Here is a 17,749-nt window from a genome sequence, read left to right as displayed (position 1 = left end):
TAACGAAAGTATAACATTGTTAGCATTTACACGCTAATAATCTGTCTCGCAAATAATTTTCCCTTTTTACCCGTAACTATTCTATGCAAAAGCCATGATAAAAGCGAGCGGAACTGTTCCGCTCGCCCCTATATTATTGGCCAGCTACAGCGCCTAGGGGCTCGGGGTCATAAGCCAATCCGTCAAGAAGGTTAAAGAGCAACCTTCTCGCCGGCTCGTCTTATGCCTGTCGCCCCTGGTCAAGGCGCTTCCGCTTTTCTTATTATTGGTGAACTTTCAGCTTTTTAAACTCTTCCGTCAACATTGGCACCACTTCGAACAGGTCACCGACGATGCCGTAATCGGCCACCTTGAAGATGTTTGCTTCAGGGTCCTTGTTAATGGCCACGATGACTTTGGAATTGGACATGCCGGCAAGGTGCTGGATGGCACCGGAAATGCCGCAAGCGATATAGAGGTCAGGTGTTACAACCTTACCTGTTTGGCCAATTTGCAGCGAGTAATCGCAATATTCAGCGTCACAGGCACCGCGGGAAGCACCTACGGCACCTCCCAATACGTCCGCCAATTCTTTAAGTGGAGCAAAGCCTTTTTCACTCTTGACACCGCGTCCGCCGGAAACAACGACTTTCGCTTCACTTAAGTCAACGCCTTCGGTTGCTTTTCGTACCACTTCTTTAATGATGGCGCGAAGGTCTTTGATTTCTACGGAAAGGGAAGAGACTTCCCCAGTTCTGCTTTCATCTTTTTCAAGCGGTGCAATGTTATTTGGACGAACCGTTGCAAAAATTAACCCATCGGTCACGATTTTCTTCTCAAACGCTTTACCGGAGTAAATCGGACGTGTGAACACAACATTACCGCCAGCGACTTCTACTGCAGTTGCATCAGAAATCAAACCGGACCCAAGCTTGGCAGCAATTTTTGGAGACAGGTCTTTACCCAATGCAGTATGTCCGAATACCAGGCCTTCAGGCTGCTCTTGATCCACAACAGCCAACAAAGCTTGAGAATATCCATCAGACGTATATTGCTTTAATTTTTCTTCTTCAACAACCACTACGCGGTCGGCGCCATATTTCACCAGCTCCACACCTAGGCTGCTTACTGCATCACCAATTAAAACACCGACAACTTCTCCGCCTTCTGCTACTGTTTTTGCTGCAGCAACTGCTTCGAAAGATACATTACGTAAGGATCCGTCACGAACTTCTCCGAGTACCAATACTTTTCTTGACATATGTGTATACCTCCTGGAAACAATTATTATGAAAACCGATTAAATGACTTTAGCTTCAGTGTGCAGCAGGTGAACAAGCTCCTTCACTTGGTCAGCCAAATCGCCTGATAGGACCTTCCCCGCTTCTTTTTTAGCCGGCAGATAGATTTCAATCGTTTTTGTTTTTGCTTCAACATCATCTTCTTCAAGATCAAGATCATCCAGTTCCAGTTCCTCAAGCGGCTTCTTCTTCGCCTTCATAATACCCGGTAAAGAAGGATAGCGCGGCTCGTTTAATCCTTGTTGTGCTGTCACTAATAATGGCAAGCTTGTTTCGATTACTTCGGAATCACCCTCTACGTCACGTGTAACCATTACGCTGGTGCCATTAATTTCAAGCTTAGTAATCGTCGTTACATAAGGAATATCCAGCAGCTCGGCAACACGAGGTCCAACCTGGCCGGAAGCATTATCGATGGCAACATTTCCACCTAAAATAAGGTCCACTTCTTTATCCTTTAAGTATTCAGCAAGGATTTTAGCTGTTGTAAATTGGTCGCCGTTCTCCACATCATCTTCGGTATTGATTAGAACAGCTTTATCAGCGCCCATTGCAAGTGCAGTACGAAGCTGCTTTTCAGTGTCTTCATTGCCGACAGAAATGACAGTCACTTCACCGCCATTGGCATCGCGGACTTGGATCGCTTCTTCAATCGCATACTCGTCATAAGGATTGATGATGAATTCGGCGCCATCCTCATTGATTTTGCCGCCGGAAAGACTGATTTTTTCTTCCGTATCAAAGGTTCTTTTCATTAACACATAAATGTTCATGGTCAGGGTTCCCTCCTAGATATTCAAACATTTTTTCAGTTTGAAAAATTAAGAATATTTTTCTTAAAAAAATATATAAGCTTCAACGGCCCCGAGCGGATGCTCAGCACGGTGCCATGTGAAGTTTATTCACCTTTAAAATTTGGCACCCTTTTCTCAATAAAGGCTTGGATGCCCTCTTTTGCATCATTTGAGCCAAACACCTGGCCGAACAGTTCGGCTTCCCGTTTGGTTCCTTCGTAAAACTCTTTCGTTTTTGCATAGTTTACTAGTTCGATAGCCGCTTTTATGGCGACAGGACTCTTCTTGGCAATTTTGTTTGCAAGCTTTAAGGCCTGCTCCAAAACCTCTGCTTCCGGATATGCGTGGTTCGCAAGACCATATTGAACCGCTTCCAATCCTGTGATTGGTTCGGAAGTAAACATCATTTCCGCCGCTCTTGCCACACCAACATATCTTGGCAGACGCTGGGTTCCGGCAAATCCCGGAATTAACCCGAGCTGCAATTCAGGTAAACCAAGTTTGGCGGTTTCGCTTACAAGGCGAATATGGCAGGCCATTGCCAGCTCCAAGCCGCCGCCAAGGGCCGCACCGTGAATCGCGGCAATGATCGGTTTAGGGAATTTCTCCATCCTGTCGAATAAATCTTGTCCAAACGAACCCAGCTTTGAAAAATCATCAGAAGAGCCAACTGTAGTAAATTCCTTAATATCGGCACCTGCCGAGAAAAAGCGGCCCTCCCCATGAATGACAACAACCCTTAGCTCCCGGTTAGGCTCCACTTCATCCAGGACGGCAGATAACTCCCGTAACAGACCGTTTGAAAGAGCATTTGCCGGGGGACGCTCCAGCGTGATCACTGCGACGCTTCCCTCACTTGACCATTTTAAATAATCCAATCCATTCCCTCCTTATCCTTTATCGCTGACAGCTTCCCAGCCCGTTTAACAAAAGACTGTGGACTTTGGGTGCCATTGCGACCAAATTAAACTTTTGTTCGCTCATGACCCATGATGTGAGAATTTCATCGATTGTCCCAAAAATCATTTGTCTTGTTAAGCGAACATCAAGATCACTTGAAAACTCCCCATTTTCCATGCCTTCCATAAGGATCTTGTCGATAAGCTGCAAATATCCTTTAAGGACAGCGTTTATTTTCAAGCGCAGCTCCTTGTTCGACTGGCGCAATTCCAGCTGAGTTACAACCGCCATGTGAATATCCTCTGACAGGAGTTGGAAGTGAGTTTCAATCATCATTAATAACTTCTCCGCCGCCGTCCGTTTTCCTGCTGTTTTTACCTCTATATTTTCAACAAATTGTCCCATTTTTTCTTCAAAGAGAGAGATTAGGATGTCTTCTTTGTTTTTAAAATAAAGATAAATGGTGCCATCGGCCACTCCAGCCTGCTTGGCAATTTTTGAAACCTGGGCCTGGTGGTAACCGTTTTCGGCGATTACAACCACTGCTGCATCAATAATTTGCATGTATTTTGGTCTCAATTTTTTCACTGCAATCCCGCCTTTGAAGAAAAAAATCAATCTCATAAATAAAAAGAAAAATATGAATGAATCATCATTCATATTTTTATATTAATTATTATACGTATTTCTGTCAAGAAATACTTCTTCCTATCATTTTCACAATTTTAATGAGACAACCCTTTTTTATCAAAAAAAATAAGGGCCAAGTCTTCTTAGCTGCTAAGCATGTTTTTTACTCTCATTCTCTAGTTTTTGCAGTTCCTCCTCTACCAGCATCCGTCTTAATATTTTGCCGACGGCCGTTTTGGGCAGTTCACTTCTGAATTCGTATTGTCTTGGTACCTTATAGGCTGCCAGATATTTTCTGGCAAATTTGTTCATTTCGTCAGCGGTAACAGCCGAACCATCCTTTAACACAATGTAGGCTTTAACGGTTTCGCCGCGGTATGGGTCAGGAATTCCGGCAGCGACTGCTTCGACTACATCCGGATGTTCATATAATACTTCTTCTATCTCTCTCGGATAAATATTATACCCCCCCGCGATAATCATATCCTTTTTGCGATCAACCACGTAGAAATATCCATTTTCATCCATATAACCCAAATCACCCGTATAAAGCCAGCCATCTTTCAATACCTCTTTCGTTGCTTCCGGACGGTTCCAATAGCCCTTCATGACTTGCGGGCCTTTAATGATGATTTCGCCAATTTCCTTTAACGGCATTTCTTCTCCCGTTTCTGGTGAAACGACCTTGGCATTCGTATCTGGGTATGGCACCCCAATACTGCCCTTCACACGTTCTCCCCACAAGAAATTAGAATGGGTGACCGGAGATGCTTCTGACAACCCATAGCCTTCAACCAGCTTTCCACCCGTGATAGACTCAAACTTCTCCTGTACCTCTTGTGGCAGCGCTGCAGAACCGCTGATACAAGCATTGATCGATGATAAATCATATTTTTTCAAATCAGGATGGTTCAACAGGCCGATAAAAATCGTCGGCGCTCCCGGGAATAAGGTCGGACGCTGTTTTTCAATCGTCTTTAATGTATCGAGCGCATCAAATTTTGGCATTAACACTAATTTTGCTGCTATCATAATCGACAAGATCATCACGGTTGTCAGGCCATACACATGGAAAAAAGGCAGGATCCCCAAGACAACTTCCTCACCAGGTTTGCATTTATAAAGCCAAGCACCGTTAGCCGTGGTGTTGGCAATGATATTTCTATGAGTCAGCATAACCCCCTTCGGTAGTCCTGTTGTCCCGCCTGTATACTGCAGCAAACAGATGTCTTCCTCAAGGTTGTAATCACGCTGTATTAATTTTTTCTGCTTCCACTTCAAGATCTCTGTAAGTAAATGTGTATGGCCTTCATGTTTTACTTTAACGACAATTCCATATTGCTTTTTCTGAATATAAGGATAAACGAGGTTTTTCGGAAATGGCAAGAAGTCTTTTATGCAGGTAACGATGATGTGAGTTAAATCGGTTTGCGGCATGACTTTGGAAACACGCGGATAAAGTATGTCTAGGGTGATAATGGCGATTGCGCCTGAATCCTTCATTTGATGTTCAAGCTCACGTTCGGTATATAATGGATTGGTTTCAACTACAACCCCTCCTGCCAGCAATATGCCAAAAAAAGCGATTACATTTTGCGGGCTGTTCGGCAGCAGGATGGCGACACGGTCACCTTTTTTAATTCCAAGGGTTCCCTGAAGGTACCCTGCAAAGCTTAATGCATCTTCATAAAGTTGTTTGAAGGTCATTTCTTTCCCCATGAAATGAAGAGCAATTTTTTCAGGATAATTCTTGGCTGTTATTTCAAGATACTTTTGCACTGGTTCTAAGGAGTAGTCGAGTGTTGCAGGTATTTCTTCAGGATAATGTTTCAACCACAATTTTGACTCTGACATAATTTACCCCCTTTTATTGCAACTTTTTTAAAAATTTCCAACATTCACCACAATTATAATACAGAAATTGACAATTAACAATAAAGGCTCCTAATTTTTGTATGATTTAGTACCTACTGTCTATAGATAAAAAAATTTGTGTAGTATATCTAGTTTATTAACAGTGTTTATATTAAATGCCTGTACCATTTCATTATTTCAATCAAACGATTGGGACAAGTTTTTGAGTAAAAAAAATCACCGCCGAGTATAATCGACGGTGTTTTCCAATATTTATGCGAAGAATACCATATAAATGATGCCGACCAGTAAAAACAGGCCGCACAATCCAAAAAGTACTTTTGCCAATGTTTCCACTAACGTTCTCCCCTTATGAAATTCCTGCCCCAATCACATACGATAACCCGATGGAGATGATCATCGAAATCAGACCGACCGCCCGATTATCATTTTGGATTTCTTCATCAATTTTAAACTTTGGCGTCAAAAATTCAAAGATAAAATATCCGGCCAACAGCAGCACGAAGCCATAAACTCCCCAGCCAATCATGGATAGGAGGGTGTCATGGTCTTCAATTGAATAGCGGAATATATTGGCCACCCCAAAAATCTTGCCGCCGGTGGCCATCGCGACCGCCACATTACCCTTCTTTATTTCTTCCCAATTTTTATATTTTGTCACAATCTCAAACACGGCTAGAAAGACGATCAAACATAAGATTACGACACTATAATCGGCAGCAATTTGAATATACTCATTTTCCCAAAACTGATCCATGCCTACTCTCCCCATAAAGCGAATTTACTTGCCTAGTCTCCGTCCCATCGGCTCGTAATTCAGCAAGTTATCATTTAAACTCCACAACGGTAACCCCTGAACCGCCTTCCCCAGCTTCTCCAAAGCGGATTTTCTTGACAGATCGGTGGTTTTTTAAATATTCCTGAACTCCTTGACGCAGTGCACCTGTCCCTTTACCATGGATAATCGAAACACGCGCGTAGTTGGCAAGCAGGGCATCATCAATATATTTCTCCACCTTTAACAGTGCATCCTCGTACCGCTCCCCGCGCAGGTCAAGCTCCAGTTTCACATTGCTGTCCCTGCCTTTTACAATCGTAAGCGGATTTGTTGCTACCTGTTTTGGCGAATCGATATATTCTAAATCCTTTTCCTTTACCTTCATCTTTAATATCCCGATCTGAACCTGCCATTCATTGTTCGACACTTGCTCCAGCAAGATCCCATTAGAGTTAAAGGTGAGTACCTTCACCTCATCCCCCGGAGTATATTGATGCTTTTTAGATTTTTTCTGAAGTGGCTGAGCGGATTTTTTCACTTCAGGTGTAGCTGACTCAAGGCGCCGTTTGGCTTCAATCAACTCATGCTCCTTGATGTCGGCATGCTTTTCGGTCCGCATCTTGCGAAGGTCGCGAATCACGCCTTCCGCTTCTTTCTTGGCCTCTTCGACGATTTCCTCTGCCTTTTCCGCAGCCTTTTCAAGCATGGAATCCTTTTTCTCGTAAAAATCGACCATTTGCTTCTGTAAATCTTTATGCAGCTTTTCGGCCTGCTTCAAAAAATCACGGGCTTCCTGCTGCTCGAGTTCTGCCTGTCGCTTACTTTCTTCAAGCGAGGCAATCATTTTGTCAATTTGATTCGTGTCCTCGCTGACATGAGAGCGGGCTGCCTGAATCACCCGTTCATTCAATCCCAGCCTTTTAGAGATTTCGAAGGCATTGCTCCGTCCCGGAACTCCCAGCAACAATTTATAGGTTGGGCTAAGTGTTTCGACATCAAATTCGACACTGGCATTGAGCACGCCCTCTCGGTTATAGCCATATGCCTTTAATTCCGGATAGTGAGTTGTTGCCACCACCCTTGCTCCTCGCCTATAAACTTCATCCAATATCGAGATCGCCAGGGCTGCCCCTTCCTGCGGGTCGGTACCGGCACCCAGTTCATCAAATAATACCAGGCTATTAAAATCAACCCGCTCTAAGATATCGACAATGTTAACCATGTGGGAAGAGAAGGTACTGAGACTCTGCTCAATCGATTGTTCATCGCCTATATCGGCGTAAACCGCATCAAATACCGCCAGTTCTGACCCGTCCTGAGCCGGGACCTGAAGTCCGGCCTGGGCCATCAACGTACATAAACCGAGCGTTTTCAATGTGACCGTCTTCCCTCCGGTGTTTGGTCCGGTGATAACAATAGTCGTGTAATCCTTACCGAGCATAATATCATTGGCTACGACTACATCCATCGGGATTAACGGATGCCTTGCCTTATAAAGCGCAATTCTTCCTTCGTTGTTCATTGCAGGCATTGTTGCTTTTATTTTTTTTCCATAACGTGCTTTAGCAAAAATAAAATCCAAATTTGCCATAACCTCAACGATTACTTGCAGTTCATTTGCGTGTTGGGCAGCATCCGCCGATAACTCGGCCAAGATCCGGTCAATTTCCAGCTGTTCTTTCACGCGGATATCCTGAAGCTGGTTATTCAGCTGCACAATCACCTGTGGCTCGATGAATAATGTTTGGCCGGAAGCACTTTGGTCATGAATAATCCCGCCATAGTGGCCGCGATATTCCTGCTTGACGGGAATGACAAAGCGGTCATTGCGAATTGTAATAATCGCATCTGACAGCATTTTCTGGGCGCTGGATGAGCGAATCATACTTTCTAGCTTCTCCCGGACCCGCGCCTCATTTGAACGAAGCTGGTGTCTTAATGAGCGAAGGAGATCGCTTGCTCCGTCCAATACTTCACCATTTTCATCAATCGCCATTTTAATGGTCTGCTCTAGGTTCGTAAGCGGAATGATTTGACCGACCTGTTCTTGTAAGATCGGAATCTCGGTCCGTTCTTCGGCAATCTCTTCAATAAACCGTTTGATTTGGCGGCTGGCATGAATCGTGCTGGCAATCTGCACTAGTTCATGCGGGCTTAAAACACCGCCGATTACCGAGCGTTTGACATGTGCGCGAATGTCATGGATTCCCGATAACGGGACATGCCCTTTAATACGCAATACCGTTGCTGCCTCGTCCGTTTCTGCCTGGAGCTTGACCACTTCCTCAAAGTCAGGCGACGGAACCATATTTTTTATTTTATCCTTACCAAGCGAGGATGCCGCATGGTCCAGCAGCTGCTCCCTGACCTTGGTAAATTCCAATACTTTTAAAACCCGTTCATGCATGAGGGCGAGCCTCCTTTTATCGATTATGCAAAAAATTAAGCAGTTCCTGTTTATCAAGTGCGTTTAACACAGTTGATTTTTTAATCCAGCCCTTTTTGGCAGCTGAAACGCCAATTTCCATATGCTTTAATGTTTCTATGCGATGTGCATCGGTGTTAATCATGATTTTCACGCCGGCTTCCTGCGCCTTTCTCAAGTGCTCAGCCGCCAAATCCAGCCGGTTCGGATTGGCGTTTAATTCCAAGGCGGTGTTTGTTTCTTTGGCCAACTCAATCAACAAATCCATATCTACCGGATACCCGTCCCGGCGGCCAATTTTTCGGCCGGTTGGATGGGCGATCAAATCGACATGGGGATTCATTAATGCGGTTTTAAGACGCTCCATGATTTTATCGACCGGCTGGGTAAAGGCGGAATGGATTGAGGCGATGACAAAATCCATCTCGGCCAGCAGGTCATCCTCAAAGTCCAGGCTGCCATCCGGCAAAATATCCATTTCGATACCTGATAGTATTAAAAAATCATCATATTTTTCATTTAACTTTCTGATTTCTTCCTTTTGTTTTAACAGCCGTTCACGGGTCAGTCCATTGGCTACTTTTAAATATTGCGAATGGTCGGTAATCGCCATATATTGATATCCTCTAGCGCGGCAGGCTTCCGCCATTTCTTCGAGAGAGTGGGCACCGTCGCTCCAGGTGGTATGCATATGGAGGTCGCTTTTGATGTCTTCGAGCTCAATCAATCCTTCTGATGCAGAGAACATGTCGACTTCCCTGCCGTCCTCCCTGACCTCCGGGGGAATGAACGGAAGGTCAAAATGCTTGAAAAATTCTTCCTCTGATTCGAACGTACGGATTTCGCCCGTTTCTGTATTTTCGACGCCGTACTCACTAATTTTTTCGCCGCGTTCCTTGGCCAACTGCCTCATCCGGACATTATGGTCCTTTGAGCCGGTAAAATGATGGAGAGTGTTAATAAACTCCTCCGGCTTGACCAATCGGAAATCAACGGATATATCAAAATCTAAATCCAGTGTAACCGACACCTTTGTATCGCCGGCGCCAATTACCTCTTTTATAGTAGATATTTTTAAAAGCTGCTCACGAACCGTTTGCGGCTCAGTGGTGGCGATAATAAAATCGAGGTCTTTGATCGTTTCTCTCATTCTTCTAAGACTGCCGGCCCGCGAAAAGCGCCGCACTCCCGGCATGACTGAAAGCATCGCTTCGATTTGCTCCGCAATTGGCAGCATATAGGCAAGCGGAAGCCGCTCTGGCCTCGTTCCGACATTGGCAATGGCGGCGAGAATTTTTTCCTCGGTTTTTTTACCAAAACCGGCGAGAGTTTGGACCTTGCCTTCCTCACATGCTTCTTTCAAACTGCCGGCATCGGTAATCCCTAACTCCTTATAAAGCTTGGCGATTTTTTTGCCGCCAAGACCCGGAATTTGCAGCAGCGGGATTAACCCTGAAGGCACTTCCTGCTTCAGTTCGTTCAGTACCGAAGAGCTGCCTTCCTTTATGTATTCTACCATTACGGCCGCCGTACCTTTGCCAATTCCGGAAAGCGTGGTGAAGTCTTCAATTTCTGGCAGTGTCCGTTCGTCCATCTCAAGCGCTGTAGCGGCCTTGCGGAATGCCGAAACCTTAAACGGGTTCTCACCCTTTAATTCCATATAAATCGCAATGGTTTCCAATAAACGGATTACTTCTTTTTTATTCACTTCCATATCAATCTACCCGCCCCTTCGGTTAGCATTTTTATTTTACCCGAGTTTTGACATTAATAGAAAAACTTCTCTGCCCGAGAGAAGTTTACGCAGGATTATTGAATCCACCAGTCATTAATTTGCTGCGAAAGGATGGGGGTATATTTCACCATGGTCTCGGCCATAAAGGATTCATCCAGTGCAGTTTGAAAAAGTTCTATTGGAATTAAGGCGGCGATGTATATTACAATAAAAATAATAAAATAAACTTCCAGGAAGCCTAAAAGTCCGCCTGCCCAAAAATTCAGCTGTTTTAGAACCGGCAAATGTGCAATGAAGTCAAACATCGACCCGATAATTTGCAGCAGCACTTTAACCGCAAAAAAGATAATGACAAACGAAATTGCCCGGTAAAATGCCATTTCCGTGTTGCTTGAATCTGTTAGAATCTTTAATATGGTGCCTTCTCCAAAGTTGGGGTAGGGAATCCACAGCATCAGCCTGGGCACGAAATCTTCATAGTACATATATGCCACAATATATGCAATAATAAAACCTATTAAATGAACCAGCTGCAGGATGAACCCTCTTTTAAGGCCTACAAAAAATCCGATAATCAGAAATAATAAAATTGCCAAATCCAACATAATCACTTAGTCCTTTTCTTTTTGTAATTCTATCATTAGTCGTTCTAGTTCTTCTTTCATTTTAAGATAATCATTAACTGCGTTAACCGCAGTTAAAACCGCGAGTTTATTTACATCCAGCCCAGGATTCTTGGAATTGATTTCTCGCATTTTATCGTTGACCAGCGCCGCTACATGGCGGATATGACTGGGACTTTCAGTACCTAAAATAACATATGGTTGACCGTAAATATCAACGGTTAGTCTATTTTTCTGTGTATTTGACAACGTAAATGCCCCTTTCAAAGAATCCTACACTATATCATAACACGAAAATATTGAAGTCGAAAAGTTATAACAATGATTATATTTAATAGAAATGTGGTGCTTTGTTGTGGGAAATGTCGTTTTGGTTTTGGAAATGAACAAGATTTTAGGTATGCAGGAATATTACAAAAGATTTTTAGTCGATAAAACTCCAACGGGCGGGGTGTTTGCGGCAAAAACCCCGGGTTGCATGATCACCGCCTATAAGTCCGGCAAGGTATTGTTTCAAGGGAGTGATTGTGAGAAAGAAGCAGGGAAATGGAGTTCCCCCAATGGCACTTCTGCGGCAATTCCGGGCGGCAAAAAGTCATCCAGTTTGGCCAAAGTCAAAACGGCGGCGGGCAGCGGGCTTCCGGCCGGGTTTAGTGACTGGTCGGTGATCGGCTCGGATGAAGTCGGTACCGGAGACTTTTTCGGCCCGATTACTGTTGTCGCCGCCTATGTCAGAAAAACGGATATTCCTTGGCTTAAGGAAATTGGCGTAAAAGATTCAAAGGATTTAAATGATGAAAAAATTGTGGAAATCGCCAAAGCAATCAAAAATGTTGTACCCTTCAGCCTGATGACCTTGAAAAACGAAAAATATAATCAGGTACAAGGGGCGGGAATGTCACAGGGGAAAATGAAAGCATTTCTTCATAACCAGGCTATCTTGAAGGTGCTGGAGAAGATTGCCCCGGAAAAGCCGGATGGTATTTTAATTGACCAATTTGTTCAGGAAAGTACGTATTTTCAACACTTGCGCGGGCAAAAGGCCGTCGCCCGGGAAAATGTTTATTTTAGCACCAAGGCCGAGGGGATCCACTTAGCCGTAGCCGCCGCCAGTATTCTTGCTCGTTATGCCTTTATTCAATATATTGATCAGATGAGCGAAGCTGCCGGTTTTAGAATCCCTAAGGGTGCCGGGTCCCAAGTTGATGAGGCCGCAGCCAAGCTGATTATGAAAAAAGGCAGGGATGCGCTGCCAGCGTTTGTTAAACTCCACTTTGCGAACACCGAAAAAGCGGAGAAGTTGGTATATAAAAAAAGAAACTAAGAGGTGAAATGGGATGAGGAGACTGACCGATGAAGAAATTTCGAACGAAGTTGCAGGCTTGAGCGGCTGGAAATTGGACGAAAAATTTATTATGAAGAAATATCGATTCAAAGAATTTTTAACAGGGGTCGCGTTTGTAAACTCTATAGCAAATCTGTCTGAAGTGAAAAACCATCACCCGTTCATTTCCATTGATTATAAAATGGTCACTTTGAAACTTACCTCCTGGCATGCCGGAGGAATAACCGATTTGGACATCGCCTTAGCGAAACAATATGATGCCCTTTACGAAAAGCATAACTAACAACAAAGGAATATCCCTATCAAGCGGGGATACTCCTTCTGTCTTTAGCCTCTTAAAACCGCTCCTGCCTGCTCCTCTAACGCAGCCAGAACACGATTGTGAACCTTCGTTACCTCTTCATCCGTCAATGTCCGCTCCGGATCCATATACTTCAGCGAAAACGCAAGCGACTTCTTGCCTGCCTCCATCTTATCACCCTCATATAGGTCAAAGACAGTCGCTTCCTTCAACAGCGGCGCACCTGTATTTGTAATAATTTCCCACAAGGTGCCTGACACCGTTTCTCTGTTAACCACAAGGGCAATGTCTCTTGTGATTGACGGGTAGCGCGGAATGGCTTGATATTTCAACGCCTCTGTTTCGGCACCAAGAACTGCTTTTAGCGATAGCTCGAATACGTAAGTATCCTTTAGATCAAGTCCCTTTTGGACGCTTGGATGAAGCTGGCCGGCAAAGCCGATTTTTTCGCCGTCGAGCAGGATTTCTGCCGTACGCCCCGGATGCATGCCGTCAACCTGCGCCTGAACGTAAGTCACGCGCTCAGTCAAGCCAAGCTTAGCAAACATGCCTTCTAGAATCCCTTTTAACACAAAGAAGTCAACCGGCTTCTTCTCCCCTTGCCAGGAATGAGAGTGCCAAAGACCGGTGATTGCGGCGGCCAGATGTTCTCTTTCTTCTGGAAGGGCATCCTTGCCATTTGCTAAAAAGATATTTCCTGTTTCGTAAACAGCCAAACTGTCATTTTGTCGGGCATTGTTGTACTTAAGAACCTCCAACAGCTGCGGTAGAATGCTTAAACGCAAGATGCTGCGGTCTTCACTCATCGGCATCGCCAAGTGGATTGTATCACGTTTTTCTAAAGCAAATTGCGCAGCCTTCTCCTCGCTTGTTAAGGAATAAGTCACCGCTTGGTACAGACCGGCACCCTCAAGATATGCCCGAACCACGCGGCGTTTCTTTTGGTACTCTGATAATTTACCCGGAGTTGACGAGCCGATTGGCAATGTTTTTGGAATGTTATCATAGCCATAAAGCCGCGCCACTTCCTCAATCAAATCTTCTTCAATCTTAATATCGCCGCGGCGTGTCGGTGCTGTAACAGTAATCGTATCGTCCTCAACTGACGTTTCAAATTGCAGGCGGGCAAAAATTTCTTCAACGTCTTTCATCGTTAAATCAGTGCCAAGCACGCGGTTAATTTTTTCAAGCGTGACGGAAACGACTGCCGGTTCAACTGTTAATGTATCCGCAACAGCTTCGCCTTCCAATACTTCTCCGCCGGCATACTTTGCCATTAAGTAAGCAGCACGCTCGCCGGCAGCGCGAACGCGGTTCGGGTCAACGCCTTTTTCAAACCGGGCGCTCGCCTCACTGCGAAGACCATGGTCTTTGGATGCCTTTCTTACAATTGCCCCGTTAAAATAGGCAGCCTCCAGTAACACCGTTGTTGTATCGGATGTCACCTCGGAATTTGCTCCTCCCATTACTCCAGCAAGAGCCACGGGCTCGGTTCCGTTCGTGATCACTAAATGGTCGGATGATAGCGTACGTTCCACGTCATCAAGGGTCACGAATTTCTCGCCATCGTTGGCACGACGGACTAAGATCTCCTTCGAACCTAAACGATCATAATCAAATGCGTGAAGCGGCTGGCCATATTCCAACAGAATATAGTTGGTAATATCGACAACGTTATTGTGCGGACGAATTCCCGCTGACATTAATCTGGTTTGCATCCATAGCGGTGACGGGCCGATTTTAACATTTTTAATCATCTTGGCAACATATAACGGACTATCTTCTTTTGCATCAACATTGATTTCCACATAATCCGCCGCTTTTTCAGAAATCGGCTCGAGGGCTGTGTCTGGAAGTTTTACTTCTCTGCCAAGAATGGCCGCAACCTCATAAGCTACTCCTAGCATGCTTAGGCAGTCAGCACGGTTCGGCGTTAGCCCAAGCTCGAGCACCTCATCGTCTCTGTTTAATAGTTCTAATGCGTCCGTTCCAACCTCGGCATCTGCCGGAAAAACAAAGATCCCTTCCGCGTATTCCTTGGGAACAATTTTTCCTTCCATGCCAAGCTCTTGCAGTGAGCAAATCATCCCGTTGGATTCTTCACCGCGAAGCTTTGCCTTTTTTATTTTAAAATTGCCCGGAAGTACGGCACCAACTTTTGCGACAGCAACCTTTTGGCCTTGCGCGACGTTCGGCGCACCGCAAATAATTTGCACCGGCTCACCCTCGCCAATATCAACCTGGCATCTACTTAATTTATCGGCATTTGGATGCTGTTCACGCACAACGACGTGACCAACCACAACACCTTTGATCCCCTCATTCAGAACTTCAACGCCTTCTACTTCGATTCCGCTTTTTGTGATTTTTTCGGCCAGTTCTGCCGCTGATACTCCGGTCAAATCGACATATTCCTGAAGCCATTTATATGATACAAACATTTAACGTCAACCTCCTATTCTTCCACCGCGAACTGTTTTAAGAAACGAACATCATTTGTATAGAAATGGCGGATATCGTCAACGCCATATTTCAGCATCGCAATCCGCTCAGGTCCCATACCGAACGCAAAACCGGTATATTTCTTAGAGTCATAGCCGGCCATTTCAAGCACGTTTGGATGAACGATTCCTGCACCTAGAATTTCAATCCAGCCGGTATGCTTACAGACGTTACAGCCGTGACCGCCGCACATCTTACAAGAGATATCCATCTCAACAGATGGCTCTGTGAATGGGAAAAAGCTTGGACGCAGCCGGATTTCCCGGTCCTGGCCGAACATTTTCTTCGCGAACACCTCTAACGTCCCTTTCAGGTCACTCATGCGAATGTTCTCGCCGACAACTAGACCTTCAATCTGCATGAACTGGTGTGAATGGGTTGCGTCATCGTTGTCACGTCGATACACTTTACCAGGGCAAATAATCTTGATTGGCCCTTTGCCTTGATGCTTTTCCATCGTCCGCGCCTGTACCGGAGATGTATGGGTACGCAGCAAAATTTCCTCCGTGATGTAGAAGGAGTCCTGCATGTCGCGGGCCGGATGGCCTTTCGGCAGGTTCAGCGCTTCAAAGTTGTAATAATCCTGTTCCACTTCGGGACCTTCGGCGATTTCATAGCCCATCCCGATAAACAAGTCTTCAATTTCCTCGATGATTTTCGTTAATGGGTGCTGATTGCCAACTTTTGTTGGACGTCCCGGCAGTGTCACATCAATGCTTTCGGAGGCCAATTTTTCCAAAACGGCGGCTTCCTCAAGCTCATTTTGCTTCGCCTCGATTTTGGCGGCAATCGCTTCCCGCACCTCGTTTGCAAGGGCGCCCATCACCGGACGCTCCTCGGCAGAAAGCTTGCCCATCCCGCGGAGTACCTCGGTAATCGGGCCTTTTTTGCCCAAATAAGCAACGCGGATGTCATTTAATTCTTTTAAGCTTGCAGACTGTTCCACTTTTTGAATCGCTTCTTGCTGCAATTCCCTTAAACGTTCTTGCATAATGAATTCCTCCTTAATTTATTATGTAAAAAAATAAAAAACCCCGCCCCCAAAAAGGGACGAGGTATATTCGCGGTACCACCCTTGTAAACATCGTATGTATAATACTAATGTTCGCTTCATTCGGGTAACGGCTTATGCCGGGGCATCTTTACACTTTGTTTAAAATGGTCCCGATGCCAACTCGGGAGGTGAACTTCTCCTGCCCCGCCCATAAAAGTGCTTTCAGTCGCGGCACTTTCTCCCTAAATGGTCGACAGACTGGATACTTTTCTCCGTCATCGTCTTTGAATTATTAACATTGTTGACTATTATATAATAAAATTTTCGGGGTTTCAAATTTTATTTTTCAAAAAATAGAGCAGAATCCCTGTTGCCACAGCGACGTTTAATGATTCGCTTTTGCCGTAAATCGGAATATAAAGGTTGGCGGTGGTTTCGGCGAGCAAGTCTTTGCTAATACCGCTTCCCTCGTTCCCGACCATCAAGGCAAATGAATTTTCGGTGGAAATACCAGTATATGCAGTTGCCCCTTCAAGTGCTGTACCGTAAACGGGAATATTTTTTCCCTTCAGTTTTGCGGTCCATTCATGAAGGTCACCCCGAATGATTGGCAGGTGAAAATGGCTTCCCTGGGCGGACCGAAGCACCTTGCCATTGTAGATATCAACGGAGCCTCGGCCAACTACAACAGCATCAATACCAGCAGCATCGGCCGTGCGAATCATCGTGCCGAGATTCCCAGGGTCCTGGACCGCGTCGATTAAAAGGAAGGTTTTTGCATCCTGCAGCATACCTTCTTGACGTGTTTGCCTGCAGACGGCATAAATTCCTTGCGGCGCCTCCGTATCCGATAACGAATCCGATATTTCCTCCGTTACCATATAAATCGGCGTCTGTCCGGCATCCAGACGGGGTGGCAGTCCTGTTTTTTCCGATATGATCAACTCGAGAACCTGTTCCTGTTGCTTTAGCGCTTCTTCCACTAAATGATAGCCTTCGACCAAAAACGTTCCTGACCGGTCACGTTCCTTTTTCGTCAATAGCTTCTTCCATTGTTTGACTTGCGAATTTTGCAGTGATTGGATATATTTCAAGTCCTTTTCCCCTTTAAAAATTACTCTGATTTTTACATTATAGCCCAATTAAAATACATAATAAAACTAAAAATAGAAATGATATTAGAGAAATGCAGGTTAAAAAGGAGTGTGCAAATATGAACTTGAATTTACGGAATGCGATTATTCACAATGTCTCCAATAATACTCAGGATCAGTTACAGGATACCATCGTTGACGCGATCCAAAGCGGCGAGGAAAAAATGCTGCCAGGTCTGGGCGTTTTATTTGAAATTATTTGGCAACATTCATCCGAAGACGAAAAAAAAGAGATGCTCACCACCCTCGAAAGCGGGTTAAAGCATTAAAAAATCCCCAGCCATCCATGGTGATATGCTCCCTATAAGGTAGACAGATGAAATAATAAAAATCTGTTTACTTTATTAGGGGGCTTTTTCTATGGCAAAAAGAGTTTACTCAGCACAGGAAAAACATGAGTTAATTGTGGCGTT

16 protein-coding genes and 1 other annotated feature are annotated in these 17,749 nt (G+C 44.8%); of the genes, 3 read left to right on the top strand and 13 right to left on the bottom strand.

Features of this window, described 5'->3' with window-relative positions; translation table 11 throughout:
* Positions 1-262 precede the first annotated feature (262 nt).
* The 10 genes from M3234_RS26115 to zapA form a co-directional block, all read right to left on the bottom strand.
* Positions 263-1,240: an electron transfer flavoprotein subunit alpha/FixB family protein gene (locus M3234_RS26115; protein ID WP_262307482.1), complete on the bottom strand. Its 978-nt coding sequence runs from the start codon at positions 1,238-1,240 to the stop codon at positions 263-265.
* A gap of 39 nt (positions 1,241-1,279) precedes the next feature.
* Complete coding sequence (locus tag M3234_RS26110) at positions 1,280-2,053, bottom strand: electron transfer flavoprotein subunit beta/FixA family protein (protein WP_262307481.1); 774 nt, start codon at positions 2,051-2,053, stop codon at positions 1,280-1,282.
* Between the two features lie 125 nt (positions 2,054-2,178).
* Positions 2,179-2,952 (bottom strand): enoyl-CoA hydratase, encoded by a 774-nt coding sequence (locus M3234_RS26105; RefSeq protein ID WP_262307480.1) that lies wholly within the window; start codon positions 2,950-2,952, stop codon positions 2,179-2,181.
* A 19-nt stretch (positions 2,953-2,971) separates the two neighbouring features.
* A complete protein-coding gene (locus tag M3234_RS26100; protein ID WP_262307479.1) occupies positions 2,972-3,562 on the bottom strand; it encodes a TetR/AcrR family transcriptional regulator in 591 nt (196 codons plus the stop codon).
* Positions 3,563-3,754: 192 nt separating this feature from the next.
* Positions 3,755-5,458 (bottom strand): AMP-binding protein, encoded by a 1,704-nt coding sequence (locus M3234_RS26095; protein WP_262307478.1) that lies wholly within the window; start codon positions 5,456-5,458, stop codon positions 3,755-3,757.
* 370 nt (positions 5,459-5,828) lie between these two features.
* Complete coding sequence (locus tag M3234_RS26090) at positions 5,829-6,236, bottom strand: DUF350 domain-containing protein (RefSeq protein WP_262307477.1); 408 nt, start codon at positions 6,234-6,236, stop codon at positions 5,829-5,831.
* 70 nt (positions 6,237-6,306) lie between these two features.
* Positions 6,307-8,664 (bottom strand): endonuclease MutS2, encoded by a 2,358-nt coding sequence (locus tag M3234_RS26085; protein WP_262307476.1) that lies wholly within the window; start codon positions 8,662-8,664, stop codon positions 6,307-6,309.
* A gap of 16 nt (positions 8,665-8,680) precedes the next feature.
* Positions 8,681-10,396, bottom strand: coding sequence for a DNA polymerase/3'-5' exonuclease PolX (polX, locus tag M3234_RS26080; RefSeq protein WP_262307475.1), 1,716 nt, complete (start codon positions 10,394-10,396; stop codon positions 8,681-8,683).
* A gap of 95 nt (positions 10,397-10,491) precedes the next feature.
* The gene (locus M3234_RS26075) at positions 10,492-11,022 is read right to left on the bottom strand and encodes a CvpA family protein (protein WP_262307474.1); all 531 of its coding nucleotides are present in this window, start codon (positions 11,020-11,022) and stop codon (positions 10,492-10,494) included.
* Positions 11,023-11,028: 6 nt separating this feature from the next.
* On the bottom strand, positions 11,029-11,289 hold the full coding sequence (gene zapA / locus M3234_RS26070) for a cell division protein ZapA (RefSeq protein WP_066311408.1): 261 nt from the start codon (positions 11,287-11,289) through the stop codon (positions 11,029-11,031).
* A gap of 106 nt (positions 11,290-11,395) precedes the next feature.
* Between zapA and rnhC the strand changes: the two genes are divergently transcribed.
* Complete coding sequence (gene rnhC / locus M3234_RS26065) at positions 11,396-12,364, top strand: ribonuclease HIII (RefSeq protein WP_311315698.1); 969 nt, start codon at positions 11,396-11,398, stop codon at positions 12,362-12,364.
* Positions 12,365-12,377: 13 nt separating this feature from the next.
* Entirely contained in the window at positions 12,378-12,668 is a 291-nt protein-coding gene (locus M3234_RS26060; RefSeq protein WP_262307473.1) for a 4a-hydroxytetrahydrobiopterin dehydratase, read from the top strand.
* Between the two features lie 44 nt (positions 12,669-12,712).
* On the opposite strand, the gene pheT is transcribed toward M3234_RS26060, so the two are convergent.
* From pheT to M3234_RS26045, 3 genes are all read right to left on the bottom strand, one after another.
* The gene (pheT, locus tag M3234_RS26055; RefSeq protein WP_262307472.1) at positions 12,713-15,127 is read right to left on the bottom strand and encodes a phenylalanine--tRNA ligase subunit beta; all 2,415 of its coding nucleotides are present in this window, start codon (positions 15,125-15,127) and stop codon (positions 12,713-12,715) included.
* Between the two features lie 14 nt (positions 15,128-15,141).
* A complete protein-coding gene (gene pheS / locus M3234_RS26050; RefSeq protein ID WP_262307471.1) occupies positions 15,142-16,179 on the bottom strand; it encodes a phenylalanine--tRNA ligase subunit alpha in 1,038 nt (345 codons plus the stop codon).
* A gap of 52 nt (positions 16,180-16,231) precedes the next feature.
* Positions 16,232-16,470: a binding site (T-box leader), on the bottom strand.
* Between the two features lie 44 nt (positions 16,471-16,514).
* The gene (locus tag M3234_RS26045) at positions 16,515-17,276 is read right to left on the bottom strand and encodes a TrmH family RNA methyltransferase (protein ID WP_262307470.1); all 762 of its coding nucleotides are present in this window, start codon (positions 17,274-17,276) and stop codon (positions 16,515-16,517) included.
* A 119-nt stretch (positions 17,277-17,395) separates the two neighbouring features.
* Here M3234_RS26045 and sspI point away from each other — a divergent pair, with 119 nt between their 5' ends.
* Positions 17,396-17,605 carry a small acid-soluble spore protein SspI gene (gene sspI / locus M3234_RS26040; RefSeq protein ID WP_262307469.1) on the top strand — a complete coding sequence of 70 codons (210 nt, stop codon included), beginning with the start codon at positions 17,396-17,398 and terminating at the stop codon, positions 17,603-17,605.
* Positions 17,606-17,749: the final 144 nt, after the last annotated feature.

This window comes from Neobacillus niacini, from assembly GCF_023715785.1.
Classification (GTDB): domain Bacteria; phylum Bacillota; class Bacilli; order Bacillales; family Cytobacillaceae; genus Neobacillus; species Neobacillus niacini_E.
The sequence above is the reverse complement of the archived record's forward strand: the minus strand, read 5'-3'. Positions and strand labels throughout refer to the sequence as shown.

What these genes read in the sequence shown, in the direction of transcription:
- M3234_RS26090 (WP_262307477.1), bottom strand. Translation starts at nt 6,236, where the DNA reads ATGGATCAGTTTTGGGAAAATGAGTATATTCAAATTGCTGCCGATTAT.
- M3234_RS26115 (WP_262307482.1), bottom strand. Translation starts at nt 1,240, where the DNA reads ATGTCAAGAAAAGTATTGGTACTCGGAGAAGTTCGTGACGGATCCTTA.
- M3234_RS26110 (WP_262307481.1), bottom strand. Translation starts at nt 2,053, where the DNA reads ATGAACATTTATGTGTTAATGAAAAGAACCTTTGATACGGAAGAAAAA.
- pheT (WP_262307472.1), bottom strand. Translation starts at nt 15,127, where the DNA reads ATGTTTGTATCATATAAATGGCTTCAGGAATATGTCGATTTGACCGGA.
- M3234_RS26075 (WP_262307474.1), bottom strand. Translation starts at nt 11,022, where the DNA reads ATGTTGGATTTGGCAATTTTATTATTTCTGATTATCGGATTTTTTGTA.
- pheS (WP_262307471.1), bottom strand. Translation starts at nt 16,179, where the DNA reads ATGCAAGAACGTTTAAGGGAATTGCAGCAAGAAGCGATTCAAAAAGTG.
- sspI (WP_262307469.1), top strand. Translation starts at nt 17,396, where the DNA reads ATGAACTTGAATTTACGGAATGCGATTATTCACAATGTCTCCAATAAT.
- M3234_RS26095 (WP_262307478.1), bottom strand. Translation starts at nt 5,458, where the DNA reads ATGTCAGAGTCAAAATTGTGGTTGAAACATTATCCTGAAGAAATACCT.
- M3234_RS26085 (WP_262307476.1), bottom strand. Translation starts at nt 8,664, where the DNA reads ATGCATGAACGGGTTTTAAAAGTATTGGAATTTACCAAGGTCAGGGAG.
- polX (WP_262307475.1), bottom strand. Translation starts at nt 10,396, where the DNA reads ATGGAAGTGAATAAAAAAGAAGTAATCCGTTTATTGGAAACCATTGCG.
- M3234_RS26060 (WP_262307473.1), top strand. Translation starts at nt 12,378, where the DNA reads ATGAGGAGACTGACCGATGAAGAAATTTCGAACGAAGTTGCAGGCTTG.